The 15,070-nt window shown below is 69.3% G+C and carries 14 protein-coding genes; 5 read left to right on the top strand and 9 right to left on the bottom strand.

Features of this window, described 5'->3' with window-relative positions; all coding sequences use genetic code 11:
* Positions 1-37 precede the first annotated feature (37 nt).
* Positions 38-544 carry a DUF1990 domain-containing protein gene (locus tag LOK44_RS16600; protein ID WP_372481264.1) on the top strand — a complete coding sequence of 169 codons (507 nt, stop codon included), beginning with the start codon at positions 38-40 and terminating at the stop codon, positions 542-544.
* On the opposite strand, the gene LOK44_RS16595 is transcribed toward LOK44_RS16600, so the two are convergent.
* From LOK44_RS16595 to LOK44_RS16580, 4 genes are all read right to left on the bottom strand, one after another.
* Positions 526-1,611, bottom strand: a complete 1,086-nt coding sequence (locus LOK44_RS16595) for a hypothetical protein (protein ID WP_237571214.1) — start codon at positions 1,609-1,611, stop codon at positions 526-528. The two genes, LOK44_RS16600 and LOK44_RS16595, sit on opposite strands and share 19 nt — an antisense overlap.
* A gap of 25 nt (positions 1,612-1,636) precedes the next feature.
* Entirely contained in the window at positions 1,637-2,395 is a 759-nt protein-coding gene (locus tag LOK44_RS16590; protein ID WP_237571213.1) for an alpha/beta hydrolase, read from the bottom strand.
* Positions 2,396-2,467: 72 nt separating this feature from the next.
* A complete protein-coding gene (locus tag LOK44_RS16585; RefSeq protein WP_372481257.1) occupies positions 2,468-2,974 on the bottom strand; it encodes a hypothetical protein in 507 nt (168 codons plus the stop codon).
* A complete protein-coding gene (locus tag LOK44_RS16580; protein WP_237571510.1) occupies positions 2,971-4,248 on the bottom strand; it encodes a molybdopterin-dependent oxidoreductase in 1,278 nt (425 codons plus the stop codon). Before LOK44_RS16580 ends, LOK44_RS16585 begins: the two co-directional genes overlap by 4 nt.
* Before the next feature lie 278 nt (positions 4,249-4,526).
* On the opposite strand from LOK44_RS16580, the gene LOK44_RS16575 reads away from it, so the two are divergent.
* A complete protein-coding gene (locus LOK44_RS16575) occupies positions 4,527-5,321 on the top strand; it encodes an MBL fold metallo-hydrolase (RefSeq protein ID WP_237571212.1) in 795 nt (264 codons plus the stop codon).
* A gap of 9 nt (positions 5,322-5,330) precedes the next feature.
* Positions 5,331-5,828 carry a nuclear transport factor 2 family protein gene (locus LOK44_RS16570; protein WP_237571211.1) on the top strand — a complete coding sequence of 166 codons (498 nt, stop codon included), beginning with the start codon at positions 5,331-5,333 and terminating at the stop codon, positions 5,826-5,828.
* 13 nt (positions 5,829-5,841) lie between these two features.
* Here the strand turns inward: LOK44_RS16570 and LOK44_RS16565 are convergent, their stop codons facing one another.
* The 4 genes from LOK44_RS16565 to LOK44_RS16550 form a co-directional block, all read right to left on the bottom strand.
* On the bottom strand, positions 5,842-6,732 hold the full coding sequence (locus LOK44_RS16565; protein WP_237571210.1) for an SDR family NAD(P)-dependent oxidoreductase: 891 nt from the start codon (positions 6,730-6,732) through the stop codon (positions 5,842-5,844).
* A 31-nt stretch (positions 6,733-6,763) separates the two neighbouring features.
* Entirely contained in the window at positions 6,764-7,978 is a 1,215-nt protein-coding gene (locus LOK44_RS16560) for a CaiB/BaiF CoA transferase family protein (RefSeq protein ID WP_237571509.1), read from the bottom strand.
* Between the two features lie 95 nt (positions 7,979-8,073).
* On the bottom strand, positions 8,074-8,553 hold the full coding sequence (locus tag LOK44_RS16555) for a GAF domain-containing protein (RefSeq protein WP_237571209.1): 480 nt from the start codon (positions 8,551-8,553) through the stop codon (positions 8,074-8,076).
* 5 nt (positions 8,554-8,558) lie between these two features.
* Entirely contained in the window at positions 8,559-10,175 is a 1,617-nt protein-coding gene (locus LOK44_RS16550) for a PucR family transcriptional regulator (RefSeq protein WP_237571208.1), read from the bottom strand.
* A 137-nt stretch (positions 10,176-10,312) separates the two neighbouring features.
* Between LOK44_RS16550 and LOK44_RS16545 the strand changes: the two genes are divergently transcribed.
* Complete coding sequence (locus LOK44_RS16545; protein WP_237571207.1) at positions 10,313-11,803, top strand: CoA-acylating methylmalonate-semialdehyde dehydrogenase; 1,491 nt, start codon at positions 10,313-10,315, stop codon at positions 11,801-11,803.
* 120 nt (positions 11,804-11,923) lie between these two features.
* Positions 11,924-13,306: an aspartate aminotransferase family protein gene (locus tag LOK44_RS16540; protein WP_237571206.1), complete on the top strand. Its 1,383-nt coding sequence runs from the start codon at positions 11,924-11,926 to the stop codon at positions 13,304-13,306.
* Positions 13,307-13,326: 20 nt separating this feature from the next.
* Here LOK44_RS16540 and LOK44_RS16535 read toward each other — a convergent pair whose 3' ends face one another.
* Complete coding sequence (locus LOK44_RS16535; RefSeq protein WP_237571205.1) at positions 13,327-14,925, bottom strand: HNH endonuclease signature motif containing protein; 1,599 nt, start codon at positions 14,923-14,925, stop codon at positions 13,327-13,329.
* Positions 14,926-15,070: the final 145 nt, after the last annotated feature.

Below are 15,070 nucleotides of genomic sequence, written 5' to 3'. Positions count from 1 at the left end.
CTCGCCGCCCGGCGCTGGTGGCAAGGTGGCCGGTGTGATCGGCCGACTGTCCCCGCGCGACCTCTCGGGCCTGCCCCTGACCTACCCCGAGGTGGGCGCCACGGCGGGGCCCCTGCCCGCCGGATACCGCCATGTTCACGAGTCGGCGCTGATCGGCCACGGCAGGGCCCGGTTCGAGGAGGCGGCCGCGTCGGTGATGCGCTGGGGCATGCTGCGCGGTGCGGGCGCGCGGGTGCGGGCGACGTCGGAGGTCGCGGCCGTCGGGTCGGAGGTGGTGGTGACCCTCGGGCCGATCCCAGCTCCGTGCCGGGTCGTCTACGTCCTCGCCGAACCCGATCACCGCGGCTTCGCCTACGGCACCCTGCCCGGGCACCCGGAGATCGGCGAGGAACTGTTCGCGGTGCGCTACGACCCGTCGGACGGCGCCGTCTACGCCGAGGTCACGGCATTCTCCCGGCACGGGACCTGGTGGAGCCGGCTCGCAGGCCCGGTCACCTCGCTGGTGCAGCGGATCGTGAGCAAGCGCTACGTCGCAGCCGTCTGAGCCGCGACCGGTGCGGCGGGCAGCAGCGCCCGCGTCGCGACGTCGAGCTGATAGGACAGGATCGCCAGCGCGAACAGCCCGATCGACAGGTTGATCAGGGCGCCGAAACCCTCGGTGGCGAAGTCCACGAGTGCGGTCAGCAGGGTGAAGACGAGCGCGGCGTTGCGCAGCCACCGCAGCGGCCAGATGTCGTCGGTGCGCCTGCGGGCCACCATCGCCGGCAGCGAGATGGCCAGGGTGAGGACGGCGGTCACCAGCAGGATGACCGACGGCACGTTGAGGCCGTCGAGGTCGACCTTCAGGTGATCGTCTTCGTAGAAGTAGCCGCCGAGTGCGACGCCGAGCATGCCGAGTGACACGCCGAGGAAGGAACCGGCGACCAGCAGCCAGCCGACGATCGGGATCCACCGGGGACTGCGCAGGAAGCCGGGGATGAGCGCGATCGCCCGCTTCTGCGCCGCATGCAGGCGGTCGGACGCGGGGTCGGCGGAGAGCAGCAGACCGCGGATGCGGTCGGCGTCGTCGGCGTCGGCTCCGAGTTCGCGGGCCCGCTCGACGAGCACCAGACCGACCTCGCGCCTGCGCCGGGCCAGACCCCTCGCGACCCCGTCGGCGGCGATCGACGCCGCGGACGCCAGGCATTCGACGGCGCCCAGCGGCCGGAAGTCCCGCACCATCCTGGCGCCGAGCAGGATGACGACCACGAGGATGTACATGATCTCGGCGGCAGGGCCGTAGAAGTAGTCGTTGTCCTTGGTGATGAACTTGCCGACCTCGTCGAGGAACAGGCCGAAGCCGATGCCGCCGAGCACTACGCAGAGCACGCGGGTGCCGAAGCCGAGCGTCATCCATCCGATCACCAGGGCCAGCATCATGAACGCCCCGCCCCACAGCGCGTGCGCGATGTGCAGGTTGCCGCCCCCGATTTGCGGATAGCCGGTGAGCTGCAGATAGCCGCGGGTCAGCAGGATCGTCGCGATCGCGATGATGATGAAGGCCTCGGTGGAACCCGGGCCGACCGCGCTGCGGGTGATGACCCCGTGCCGCCCACGACGTGTCACTGCCACCCAACCTCCGGCCGTCGTCGAACGGCTACCCCACCGTTCTCTCGAGCCACTCCAGCACCCCGCCGGCCACTTCGTCCAGTGCCGACTCCGCGACGATCCAGTGCGGCAGCTCCGGATGCACCCGATGTTCGGCGCCGTAGCGCGCCGCAATGCGACGCGAGAGCCAGGGCGCGACGTTGCGATCGGCGCCCGCACTCACGCACAGCACCGGGCACGTGACCCTGGCGGCGTCGACCCGCGTGGCGGGCGCCCCCATCGACATCTCGCGGAACACCCTGCCCGAGTCGCGCACCAGCAGCGGGATCAGAGTGGCCCGCTCGGCGGCGGGCAACGTGGTGAGCGGGACCTCGCGCATGGTGCGCGCGGACGGCAGGAAGGGGCGCCCGGCGAGCACCCTGGGCAGGATCGGCACCAGGTACGGCAGCGACCGCGGTCGGGGCCACAGCACGCCGGGCGGAACCGACGCCAACAACACGGCGGCGAGCGGCGCGCGGGCGGCGGCGATCTTCTGGGTGAGCAGACCGCCCATGCTGTGGCCGATGACGATCGCCGGTTCGCCGATGTGGTCGTAGGCGTCGAGCGCCACCGCGAAGCAGTCCTCGATCCCCATGCGCGCGAGTACGTGATCGTCGGTCGGGTTGCGGCCGGGCAGTGTCGGCGCGTGCACCACGTAGCCCTCCGCCTCGAGCCGGTCGATCCATGGCCGCAGCAGTTCGGGGCGCCCGAAGACGCCGTGCAGCAACAGGATTGGCGGCTTGGGGCGGTCGGTTCGGTCGTCGGCCATGGGCTCAGTATGCCGACGGCAGCGACCGGTTTCGATTACCTCTCGGGTAAGCGGTCCGGCAGCGAAAGCGCCCTAGCGGAAGCCCTGGCCCGGGCCACGAAGCCGAACCAGAAGGACGCGCACCCCGAAGGCAACGGCACTGACCGCAAAGAAGGACGCCGTGAGCCACAACCAACGAGCGAGGAAGGGCTCTTGGGTCTGACCGGTCGCAGCTTGATAGGCCGGTCCGCCCTGCTCGATGATACCCGGGAGGAAGACGAGGAAGGTGAGCGCTGCGGCCATCGCAGGCAGGCGGACGTAGTTGATCGTCGGTACACCTGCCGGGCGGATCCGGCGGGTGCTGCGTGTCAGGATCCGATCGGCCAACGCGTACACGGGGAACGCGATCAAGTCGTGGGCGATGACTGCGACCACGAACCACACGGCGATCGACTGCCACCAGGAGTTCGCATTCCATAGCGAGGTCGGCTTCATCGTCGCGATCACCGCGGCGACGAGGGCGAAACCCGCCAGCATCAGCAGCAGATGACCGGGGCTCGAACCGTACGACTTGGCGAACCGGGCCAGCGCGGATCTCACGTGGCGGCCTCGAAGTCGATGGTGGCGACCCACTTGGTGTTGTGCACGCCGGGCAACGCCGGAACGATGACGCGGGCGGGAAACCCGTGATCCAGAGACAGTTCGGCGCCGTTGACCCGAAGCGCGAGTAGCGCATCCGGGTTACCAATCTGATTGGCCTGCAACGTGGCTCGGTTGAATGCGCCGCGGCGCTCCAGCGAGCCGATCCGCGCCGACTGCGGCGACGGAACCCCTGCCATCGCGGCGAGGTCCCGCAACCTGACCCCCGTCCACGTCTCGGTGGTCGACCAGCCCTCCACGCAGGCGATCGGCAGCCGCGCGGTGTGCTGTGGCATCGCGAGCAGCGCGGCGCGGTCGAGTACCACCGGGGTTGGGCCTCCCCGCAACGTCACCCGCCACTGCGGACCCGTGGCGGCCTGCTCGATCCCCGCTGCGAATGCCGTCCGATTGACCTGGAAGTCGTTGGGTCCCGGCCCCCTGTCGCTGCCCCGCGGAAGCAAAAGCGCGAATTGCCGTGTGACGCCGCCGAGAGTCTGTCCCGCCGTCAGCACCGCGATGAGCAGCGCGCCACCACCGACCACGGCCAACGCGCCTCGGCGACTGATGGTGGCCGGTGCAGGGTCGGCGGACACGAGGCCGTCGATGTCGGTGGGCTCCACCGTGGTGTCACTGGTGTTGGTACGCATCACATCGCGGAACGACATCGTCTTCAGCGCGGCGATCATCCGGGGAATCTTCAGCGTCGTGTGAATGACGAATCCCACGATGAACACCCAGGCACCCCAGTAGTGGGCGGTGTAGAAGCTGAACCCGAATACGTAGTCGTACTGAATGTTCAGGACGCCGGTGACGATCTCGAAGAGGATCCCGCCGACGAGCATCAGCAGGGACACCCGCTCGAGCACCTGCGCGAGCGAACGTGCCGGCGGCCAGGCGAACAACCTGGGTATCACCGACCACAACTTCGCCAGGACGATGGGGATGAGGATCAGGCCAAGCCCGACGTGCAAGCCCTGGTTCAGTCGGTACAGCCATGACGGCCGGGATGGCCAATCGAAGGTCGGCAGCTTGAACCACCCCACGTTGGCCGGAATGGCCTGCCCGAACTGCGGGCCGTAGGCGATGTAGGACAGCAGGCCGGTCAGGATGACCACCGGCAGCGTGACGAGCAGCGTGAGGCCGAGAACGGACGTCAACCACGGTCCGCGCAACGGACTGCGCCATCGTGGACGAGTCGCTCGAGGCAGGCGGAGGGCTCCGAGCCGGCGCCACAGCGCAGCGGGGAAGCCGAACTCGCCCTCGCGAGGGTCCTCGGTGCCGGGAGTGCGAGGCCGCACGTCGGTCGACCGTCCGTCATTGCCGTCGTCGGTCACCTGTAATCCCTCGATTCGCGCGGACGTCTCCGCAAGGCTAGATGCGTGCCAGGCTCGCCACGGCACGATCGCCGATGACGTGCACGTCTTCGATCCGAATGTTGCGCTACGTTGCCTCGTCGCCGATTCTGGTCGAGCCAGCACCACCCCGCCCATGTCATGGAGGACGACGCACACTCGTGAAGGTTCATCACCTCAACTGCGGCAGCATGGACTCCCCCGGCGCGCCGATCGTGTGCCACGTGCTGCTGGTCGAGACCGACGGCGGCCTGGTGCTCGTCGACTCCGGTTTCGGACTTCGGGACTGTGCCGACCCAGCGCGGATCGGCGTGACCCGGCATCTGCTTCGGCCCCGCCTCGATCCCGAGGAGACCGCCGCGCGGCAGATCCAGCGGATGGGTTTCGAGATCGCCGACGTGCGGCACGTCGTCACCACGCACTTCGACATCGACCACATCGGCGGGCTGGCCGACTTCCCCGACGCCCGGATCCACGTCACCGCATCGGAGGTGGAGGGCGCGATGACGTCTCCCGACCGGGTCGAGCGCTTCCGGTACCGGCCCGTCCAGTGGGCGCACGGGCCGGACCTCGTCACCCACGACCCGGACGGTGAGTCGTGGCGCGGCTTCCCGGCGGCCAAGGAACTCGACGAGATCGCACCGGGCATCGTGCTGATCTCGCTGCCGGGGCACAGCCGGGGCCACGCCTGCGTTGCCGTCGATGCGGGACACCGCTGGGTCCTGCACTGCGGTGACGCGTTCTACTACCGCGGCACCCTCGACGGCCACTCACCGGTACCGCTGGCGATCAGGGTGTCCGAGGCGATGGTCGCCCACAACTCGAAGAAGCTGCGCGAGAACCAGGCCCGCCTCGCGCAACTGCACGAGCGCCGCGACCCGGATCTGCTCATCGTGTCCGCGCACGACCCGACCCTGCTCGCCGAGGCCGTGGCCACCAGTGACGTCGCGCGGTAGGTTCCAGCGATGGACGACGCCGCCGCACTGATGGAGATCGAGGCGATCAAGCAGCTGAAGGCACGGTACTGCCGGCTGCTGGACGCCAAGGACTGGCCGGCGTGGCGGCAGCTGTTCACCGACGACTTCGTCAGCGACACCAGCAAGGCCGGCGGTGTCGTCATATCCGGCGCCGACGACTTCGTCGCCTTCCTGCGCAAGACGCTGGGGTCGCCGAACAAGCCGACCGTCCACCAGGTGCACGCGCCCGAGATCGAGCTGACGTCCGCGACGACGGCTCGCGGGGTGTGGGCCCTGCAGGACGTGGTGCGCCTGGCCCCTGCCCTGAACCTGGCGGGCTACGGCCACTATCACGAAACCTACGAGAAGGACGAAACTGGCTGGCGCATAAAGACTTCGACGTTGACCCGGCTGCGCGAAGACGTGTTCAACGCGGTGTTCAGCGTGCGGATCTCCGACCGGATGCGCCGTGGTGGGGCGCGCCTGGCGAAGCGGATGGCCAAGTAGCGCCCGACCGAGGTCAGACCGGAATGGCCGTGCCCGTCTCGCGTTCGGCGAAGTCGACGATGCGGGCGGCGATCTCGTAGTCGCACGCCACCGCGGACCGGCCGATCAGCACTGGACCGCCGCGCAGCCCGAACCGGCCGTCGACCCCGACGTAGCTCCCCGGCGGGATGGGTTCGCTGAGGCAGTACAGCGTGGGCGCCGCGCCTTCCTCGATGTCGTTGGCCAACACGCTGCCGACTGCCTGCACGCCCCGGTGCACCAGCGACATCACGCGGTTGTCGGAGACGTTGGACAGGTTCGACGCGACCCAGCCGGGATGGGTCAGCTGAGTCATGACCGGTGACCCGGCCGCGCGCAGCCGGCGGTCCAGTTCGAGGCCCCACAGCATCACCGCCAGCTTCGACCTGGCGTAGGCACCCATGACGTTCCACTTGGCGTTGCGCAGATGCAGGTCGTCGAGGTCGAGCTTGGCCGAGCGGTGCGCGTCGGAGCCGACGTTGACGATCTTCGACCGCACCCGGTCGAACATCAGGTTCGTCAGCGCGAAGGGTCCCAGGAGGTTGGTGCCGATCGTCATCTCGAATCCGTCGACGGTGTCCCTGCGGTGCTGGGACAACGCGCCTGCGTTGTTGATCAGGACGTCGACGTCGCCGTCGAGCTTGGCGGGAAAGGCTCGCACCGAGGACATGTCGGCGAGGTCCAGTTCGACCACCGACGTCGACCCGCCGATCTCCGCCGCGCGCTGCTCCCCCAGCGTGGTGTTGCGCACGGCGAGGATGACGTGCGCACCCGCACGGGTGAGCGCCCGGGCGGTGCCCAGCCCCACGCCGTTGGTCGCGCCGGTCACGATGATGCGCTGACCGCTCAGGTCGCCGAGTCGGTCCTGGGTCCAGTTCGTCGTCACGGTAGGTGACCCTACCGACGCGGCTGCGGGGTCAGGCGATCGCGCCGGACTCCTTGAGGGCTTCGATGCGGTCCCAGTCCAGCCCGAGTTCCATCAGCACCAGCTCGGTGTGCTCGGATGCCATTGGCGCCCGTGTGGTTTCGAGCGGTTCGTGGTTGAACTGGACGGGCCCGCGCACCACCTTGAACGGCTCGCCGCCGTCGCCTGCCTCGACCTCGACGATCATGTCGTTGGCGATGGCCTGCTCGTCGGCGGCCAGGTCCAGCAGGCTTTGGAACGGTGCCCACTGACCCTTCATGGTCTTGAGGTGCTGACGCCAGTAGTCGAACGGCTTGCTGCGGATCGAGTCGGCGATCATCTCGGCAGCAGCCGCGGCGTTCTCGATGAGCGGCATGACGTCGGAGAATCGCGGGTCGTCGGCGAGTTCCGGCAGACCCAGGTGCTCGAATGCGTCCCGGATGTAGCCGGTGGGGCTGACGATGCACAGGTTGATGGTGCCGCCGTCGGAGGTCAGATAGTTGCCGAGGAACGGATTGAACGTCGGACCAACGGCATTGGGCATCGTCGAGCGCATCGTCTCGCCGACCTCCATGCCCTGGGTCACGCTGGCGCCTGCCGCCCACCAGGCGGTGCTCAGCAGGGAGACGTCGATCTCGGCGGTCTCGCCGGTGCGCTCGCGGTGGAACAGCGCCGCGGAGATGCCACCCGCGATGTTCATCCCGCCGATCGAGTCGCCGAACGCCGGAATGCCCTGCGGCAGTGCGCCACCGAGTTCTTCCGGGGTCAGAGCGTGGCCGACGCCGCTGCGCGTCCAGAACGCCGTTCCGTCGAAGCCACCGACGAGCCGTTCGGGCCCCTTGTCGCCGTACGCGCTGCCGCGGGCGTAGATGATGTCTGGGTTCACCGCGCGGATGTGCTCGACGTCGAACTTGTTCTTCTGCCTGGCCTGCGGCATGTAGTTGGTGAGGAAGACGTCGGCGGTCTTGGCGAGTTCGTAAAGCACCTCCTGACCGTCGGCCGTGGAGACGTCGATGCCGACGCTGCGCTTGCCGCGGTTGGGATGCTCGATCAGCGGGTGCCGGTTCGGGTCGAGTTGGATGCCGCCCATGTAGAGGAAGCCGCGCTGGGTGTCACCGCGCACGGGGTGCTCGATCTTGATGACGTCCGCGCCCCAGTCGGCCAGGATCGCGCCCGCCGCGGGGACGAACGTGAACTGGGCAACCTCGAGGACCCGGACTCCCTCCATCACCTTGATCACGTCAGCGCACTCCTTCGCCTCGTCAGCACCGCCATTACACTTCTGGCTTCGACTGTAACCGGTTCGGCGCCCGCGCCCGGGACTTATCGCGCCCAGATCCGCAGGCTCGCCGCGCCGACGGCGTCGTCGTGGATCCGCTGGAAGTTGCGACCCCCGCGCGCGAAGGTCGCCAGCACCGCTCCGGGCGCTTCGGATGGCGGGACGGGACGGTGCTGCCATTCGCAGCTGCGCACGTGCACCAGATCGACGGCCGTCGCGTCGGCGTCGGCGTCGTAGAACCAGGGGCCGCGCAGCCGGCCGAGCCAGAACAGCCCGTCGGTGTCACGCGTCCAGGCGAAGGCGCCGTCGGGCACGTCGGCGAAGCGGGCGATGCGTCGTGCCAGCCCGTTGCCGTACCGGGCGGCGGCCAGTCGCATGGCGGTGTCGAGGCCGTCGGGCGCCACGTCTAGGACACCGCCGAATCCGCACAACCCGTGGGCCAGACCCCGGCGAATCGACGACTCCGGCGGTACATCGTCGCGGCGGGACCGCATCGGGGCGCGGTAGGCCTCGGGCTCGGTCATACCGCTCAACCCATGACCGACGGGGCGGCGCGGCGCCCGTCGTGCACCAGCAGGGCGACGTGCAGCGAGGTCATCGACTCCGCGTCGTCGAGGTCCACCCCGAGGGTGCGTTCGATGGCGGCAAGCCGCTTGTAGAGCGACGGGCGGCTGATGTGCAGTCGCTGCGCCAGCGCGGCCTTGTTCCCGGCTGCGCTGAGGAATTCGCGCAGGACGGTCAGGTTCGACGGTTGGGCGGTGTCGGGACTCGTGAGCAGTGCGCGCAGTTCGGTCTCGGCGAAGCTCTGCACGCGCGGGTCCTCCCGGAGCAGGGACAGCAGCCCGCGCAGCCGCACGTCGGAGGCGCGGAAGTACGAGCGCCCGTGGGTCGAGGCGCCCATGCCGATGGCGACCTCCGCGACGTGGGCGGCCTCGGCCAGTCCACCGACGGCGTCGATGACGTCGCCACCCGGTGGCCCGACCGCGACGACAGCGGCGACGCCGTGTGCCTGGCGGATCCGTTGCCCTATTACGTCGCCCAGTGCGGTCAGCGCCTTCTCCTCGGTTCCGGCGCGGCCGGTACCCAGCGACAGGACGGCGCCGATCTCGCCGTCACGCCGGATGGCGAACAGCGCGGTGTGGCCTGCTGCGTTGACGGTGTGCGCGACGGTGTCGAGGAGTTCGACGTTGCGTCGTTGCACCGCAACGGGATCGGTGTCATCCGACGTCCGGTCCACCCGCACCGTGACCGGGAGGTACCTCGCGGCCTTGCGCAGTCCGAGCGCGTGGGCCCGGGCTGCCGCCTCGGCGTCGTCGGTGATGCGGCCGCGCACGATGTCGTCGATCAGCCCGCTCTGCGCCTGCTGGTGCAGCCCGGACCGGTCCCGTTCGATCATCCGGTGCAGCGCGAGCGCCGCGGAGGCTCGCTCGAGCACCCGCCGGGCCCGGGCGGTGTCCGCCGGGCGGCTCGGCACGATGAGCCGGCCCCACTCCTCGGCGCGCGGGCCGACCGACGTGACCACCCACTGCTCGTCACCGCCAGGGGGCACTAGCCGCGACCGCCGCTCCCAGTCCTCGAGCAGCGCCGCAGCGGCGCGCCCGCCGGCCGACACCGCTAGCGCCTGGTGCGTCAGGTCCTCGAGTACGACGGGTTCGTCGAGCATCCGCGCGGCCGCGTCGACGATGCCGGGGACCGAAGCGCGCTTCATGCTCAATTCGGTGAACACCTCGTGCACGCGCCGGTCGAAGGCGACCTCGTCGTACTGCTCGGCGACGATGCGGCGGTGCACCGTCTCGGTCACCTCGACGAACTTGATCGGCTCGTGCAGGACCACCAGGGCCAGGTTTAGGTCCCTCGCGGTCGCGGCGACCGAGGCCGGCACCGATCGCAGGGACGCGCCGAGTTCGACGACCACGCCGAGGGCACCGGCGTCGGCGAGACCCCGCAGGTAGGACGTCGGTGCGCGGCGCAGGGGTGCGCCGGTGGTCAGCAGCAGTTCACCGCCCCGCAGGAGTGCCGAGAGGTCGGCGACGTCGCCGACGTGCACCCAGCGGATCTCGTCGTCGAAGCGGCAGTCGCTGAGGACCTCGGGCTCGCCGCGCGCGACGACGTCGAGTGCGACGACGTCGGCGATGGTCACGGGCACTTACACAGTGTAAGCGGATCGGCGGTCATCGAGACGCTTCGTCACCGGTCTTGGTGGTCGCGCTTTGTCAGAATCAACGGTGTCACCGCCAGCACCGCGGCTGGTCCGGCCCCAACCAACCGCAAAGGGCTCCTTACATGCGCACGATCTCCCACTGGCTGAACAACGAGGCCTTCGCGGGCAGCAGCGACTCCACCGCCCCCGTCACCAACCCGGCGTCCGGCGAGGTCACCGGCGAGGTCGCGCTGGCCAGCGTGGCCGATGCGCAGGCCGTGATCGATGCCGCCGCTGCCGCCTTCCCGGCGTGGCGCGACACCAGCCTGGCCAAGCGCACCCAGATCCTGTTCAACTTCCGCGAGCTGCTCAACTCCCGCAAGGGCAAGCTGGCCGCACTGATCACCGCCGAGCACGGCAAGGTGCTCTCCGACGCCCTCGGCGAGGTGAGCCGCGGCCAGGAGGTCGTCGAGTTCGCCTGCGGCATTCCGCATCTGCTCAAGGGCGGCTTCACCGAGAACGCCTCGACCAACGTCGACGTCTACTCGATCCGCCAGCCGCTCGGCGTCGTCGGCATCATCTCGCCGTTCAACTTCCCCGCAATGGTCCCGATGTGGTTCTTCCCCATCGCGATCGCCACCGGCAACACCGTCGTCCTCAAGCCGTCGGAGAAGGATCCGTCGGCGTCGCTGTGGATCGCCGAACTGTGGGCGGAGGCCGGACTGCCGGCCGGCGTATTCAACGTGCTGCAGGGCGACAAGACCGCCGTCGACGAGCTGCTGACCAACCCCAAGGTCAAGTCGGTCAGCTTCGTCGGATCGACCCCGATCGCGCAGTACGTCTACGCCACCGGCACCTCAGCGGGCAAGCGCGTCCAGGCTCTCGGCGGCGCGAAGAACCACGCCGTGGTGCTGCCCGACGCCGACCTCGACCTGGCGGCCGACGCGATGGTCAACGCAGGCTTCGGCTCCGCCGGTGAGCGCTGCATGGCCATCTCGGCCTGCGTCGCCGTCGGCCCGATCGCCGACGACCTGGTCGCCAAGATCGCCGAGCGCACGACGCCGCTGAAGATCGGCGACGGCACCAAGGACTCGGACATGGGCCCGCTGGTGACCAAGGCCCACCGCGACAAGGTGGCCTCCTACATCGACGCCGGCGAGAACGACGGCGCCAAGATCGTCGTCGACGGCCGCAACGTCACCGCCGACGGCGGCGCCGAGGGCTTCTGGCTCGGCCCCACGCTGATCGACCAGGTGACTCCGGAGATGAGCGTCTACACCGACGAGATCTTCGGCCCGGTCCTGTCGGTCGTGCGCGTCGAGACCTACGACGAGGCGATGGAGCTGATCAACGCCAACCCCTACGGCAACGGCACCGCGATCTTCACCAACGACGGCGGCGCGGCCCGGCGCTTCCAGAACGAGGTGCAGGTCGGCATGGTCGGCATCAACGTGCCGATCCCCGTGCCGATGGCGTACTACAGCTTCGGCGGCTGGAAGAACTCGCTGTTCGGCGACTCCCACGCCCACGGCATGGACGGCGTGCAGTTCTTCACCCGCCAGAAGGCCATCACGCAGCGCTGGCTCGACCCCAGCCACGGCGGCATCAACCTCGGCTTCCCCGAGAACGCCTGACCCCCTCCCTCGGCGAGCGTGCGTGTCTGCGGCCGACACGCCGGACTCCGACCGGAGTTCACGCACGCTCGTCGTGGAACTAGTTGCCTGCCGACGCCGACCACAGTGAAAGATGGACCCATGACCACCACCCAGGACACCGCGACCCTGCCCAACGGCTTGTCGGTCGAGGACGCGCGCGCCGAGGCAGCCCGCACTTACGAACTCGACCGCACGCACGTCTTCCATTCGTGGTCGGCGCAGGCGCAGATCAAGCCGATGACTATCGTGGCGTCGGACGGCTCCTACGTGTGGGACGGCGACGGCAACAAGCTGCTCGACTTCTCAGGGCAGTTGGTCTTCACCAACATCGGCCATCAGCACCCCAAGGTCGTCGCAGCGATCCAGGCACAGGCGGCGAAGCTGTGCACGGTCGCGCCGCAGCACGCCAACGACGCACGCTCCGAGGCGGCCCGGCTGATCGCCGAGCGCACGCCGGGCGAGCTGAACAAGATCTTCTTCACCAACGGTGGCGCCGACGCCGTCGAGCACGCCGTGCGCATGGCCCGTTTGCACACCGGCCGGTACAAGGTGCTGTCGCGCTACCGCTCCTACCACGGCGGCACCGACACCGCGATCAACCTGACCGGCGACCCGCGCCGCTACCCCAACGACTACGCGAGCGCCGGCGTCGTGCACTTCAACGGCCCGTTCCTGTACCGCAGTTCGTTCCACGCGGAGAACGAGCAGCAGGAGTCGGATCGCGCACTGGAGTACCTCGAGCGCCTGATCCAGCACGAGGGCGCGTCGTCGTTCGCCGCGATCATCCTCGAGTCGGTGCCGGGCACCGCGGGAATCATGGTTCCCCCGCCCGGCTACCTGGCCGGTGTCCGGGAAATCTGCGACAAGTACGGCATCGTCATGATCGCCGACGAGGTCATGGCCGGATTCGGCCGCACCGGTGAGTGGTTCGCCATCCAGAACTTCGGCGTGACCCCCGACCTGATCACGTTCGCGAAGGGCGTCACGTCGGGCTACGTGCCGCTCGGCGGCGTCGCGATCAGCTCGGAGATCGCCGCGACGTTCGACGACCGCGCCTACCCGGGCGGGCTGACCTACTCCGGTCACCCCCTGGCCTGTGCCGCTGCCGTCGCCACGATCAACGCCATGGAGGACGAGGGCATGGTCGCCAATGCCAAGCGCATCGGCTCCGACGTCCTCGGCCCCGGACTGCGCGACCTGGCCGCCAAGCACCGCTGCGTGGGCGAGGTCCGCGGGCTCGGCGTGTTCTGGGCGGTCGAGTTGGTGGCCGACCAGCAGACGCGGGAACCGTTGGCGCCGTATGGCGGATCGAGCCCCGCGATGAACTCGGTGCTCGCCGAGTGCAAGCAGAACGGTCTGCTGCCGTTCGCGAACTTCAACCGCATCCACGCGGTGCCCGCGTGCAACATCACCGACGACGAGGTAGCCGAGGGCCTGCGGATCCTCGACGCCGCACTCGACGTCGCCGACGCCGCGCTGTAGCAGGTCCGCCGGACTACCGCTCAGAACGGTGGTTCGTCAGGAGTCTGGTCGGGGTCGCGTTCGGGTGGTCGCCAGTCGGCGGAGATGTGTTCGTCTTCGCGGGGGTCGTTGACCCAAGTGCACCACGGGCTGGTGCTCGGTGCGCCGCCCTTGAGGTTGAGCAGGGTGCGGCGCATGTCGTTGCGCCACTTGCGGATGTCGATCTCGGCGAGTCTGGCCCGGTTGAGAGCGAGCGTCGCGTCGTTGGCGGCCCGCTTGGCGTGCATGCCGCGTCGGGCGGCCGCGGTGCGCAACGCCTTCTCCCGCCGCCGGTTTCGTTTGCGGAGGCGAGGGATGCCGCACGCGGCGGCGATCCCGTCGAACAGCTCCGCGCCGTCGGGAGTGGTGCGGTACTCCCGTCCCGTCGGCGAGGTCCACACGATCGTGCCGTCGGCGAGTTGCACGTCGCGCCAGCCGTCGGGCCCGCCGTGGAAGGTCTTGAGCCGATGATGCTGGCGGCAATAGCAACCCAGGTTGGTCCCGAGCGTCGGCCCGCCACCCGCGCGGGGGTCGTCGTGGTCGAAGGGCACGGTGTGGTCGACGTCGGCGCGCCACGCCGGGCGGTCGCAGCCGGGGAACCGGCAGATCAGGTCCCTGCACCGGATCCAGCGTTCCACCGCCGCAGACGGCTGATACCGCAGCGAGGCGGCCAGCTTGGCGTTGGTGGGCGGCGGACCGACCGGCCTCAGGATCGCCTTCCTGGCGGCGATCTGGCGGACCTGGTCGGCGTCGATCACGCCGTAGCCCTCCAGGTGCCCGGGTTCCTCGTCGTCGCCGGTGAGCGTCGCTTCGCCGGCGATCACGTTGATCACGAACCGCACCCCACCCCGAATCTCGGGGTCGACCGGTGCGATCGGGCAGTCCGAGCGCCCGCACGCGCACCCCAATTCGCGGCCCTCGGTGAGCGCCTCGATCGCATCGGCGCGGCGCTGCATCGTGGTGCGCGGATCCTCCGCGCACACCGCGGCCGCCATCTCGGTTACCCGCTTGTCGAACATCGCTGCCGCCGGTGCGGGCACCGACCCGCGGATGTCGGCCATCCCGTTGGGCTTCGCGGTCACCCGCAGATAGCGGTCGGTGTCGGCGGCCTGCCTGCGCTTCTTCGCCGCCTCCGGGTCTAGGCGGGCAATCGCGGCGTCCACGGCGTGGATGACCCGGCGCCGCGACCACGACGGCCACGTCGAGATGGTGCTCGCCAGCCGCTGGTCCAACTCCACCATCGCGTCGTGGTCGACCAGTTCGCAACGGCGGATGACGACCTCGCAGGTGGGCCAGTCAACGCGGCCATCGGCAAGTAGTGCGGCGATCTCGGGCAACCGCTCGAGTGCCTCCGCGTGGGAGACGATGGTGCCTGCCGTGGTGGGCGGCAGGTTCAGCGCTGCGCCGATCTCGGCGGTGGTGCGGGCGAACCCGGTGATCATGGCGTAGCCGGGGTCGTCGTCGATACCCTCGGCTTCGGCCGTGCGGTGCCACAGCAGGCCGGCGATCGCCGCCATGCGCCGCCCAATGGTCGCGGACTCCTCACGACGGCACTGCTCCACCACGGAGAGCAGATCATCGGGCGAGGATTCTTCGAACACGCGTTCGATTCTACGCTCGTGCACTGACTCAGACTTCTTGTCACGGTCGCCGAGTGAAGATTGGTGACATGTCGGAAGGAGTGTCAGATGACCAGGTCGCGGCGGTCGAAGATATCGGCTGAAGACAAGGTTCGGTATGTGTTGG

It is taken from the genome of Mycolicibacterium lacusdiani (assembly GCF_021916785.1).
In the GTDB taxonomy this organism is placed as follows: Bacteria; Actinomycetota; Actinomycetes; order Mycobacteriales; family Mycobacteriaceae; genus Mycobacterium; species Mycobacterium lacusdiani.
This window is presented reverse-complemented; position numbering and strand designations above follow the sequence as displayed.

Coding starts and splice junctions, on each gene's coding strand:
- LOK44_RS16590 (WP_237571213.1), bottom strand. CDS start 2,395: ATGGCCGACGACCGAACCGACCGCCCCAAGCCGCCAATCCTGTTGCTG.
- LOK44_RS16570 (WP_237571211.1), top strand. CDS start 5,331: ATGGACGACGCCGCCGCACTGATGGAGATCGAGGCGATCAAGCAGCTG.
- LOK44_RS16560 (WP_237571509.1), bottom strand. CDS start 7,978: ATGGAGGGAGTCCGGGTCCTCGAGGTTGCCCAGTTCACGTTCGTCCCC.
- LOK44_RS16555 (WP_237571209.1), bottom strand. CDS start 8,553: ATGACCGAGCCCGAGGCCTACCGCGCCCCGATGCGGTCCCGCCGCGAC.
- LOK44_RS16545 (WP_237571207.1), top strand. CDS start 10,313: ATGCGCACGATCTCCCACTGGCTGAACAACGAGGCCTTCGCGGGCAGC.
- LOK44_RS16540 (WP_237571206.1), top strand. CDS start 11,924: ATGACCACCACCCAGGACACCGCGACCCTGCCCAACGGCTTGTCGGTC.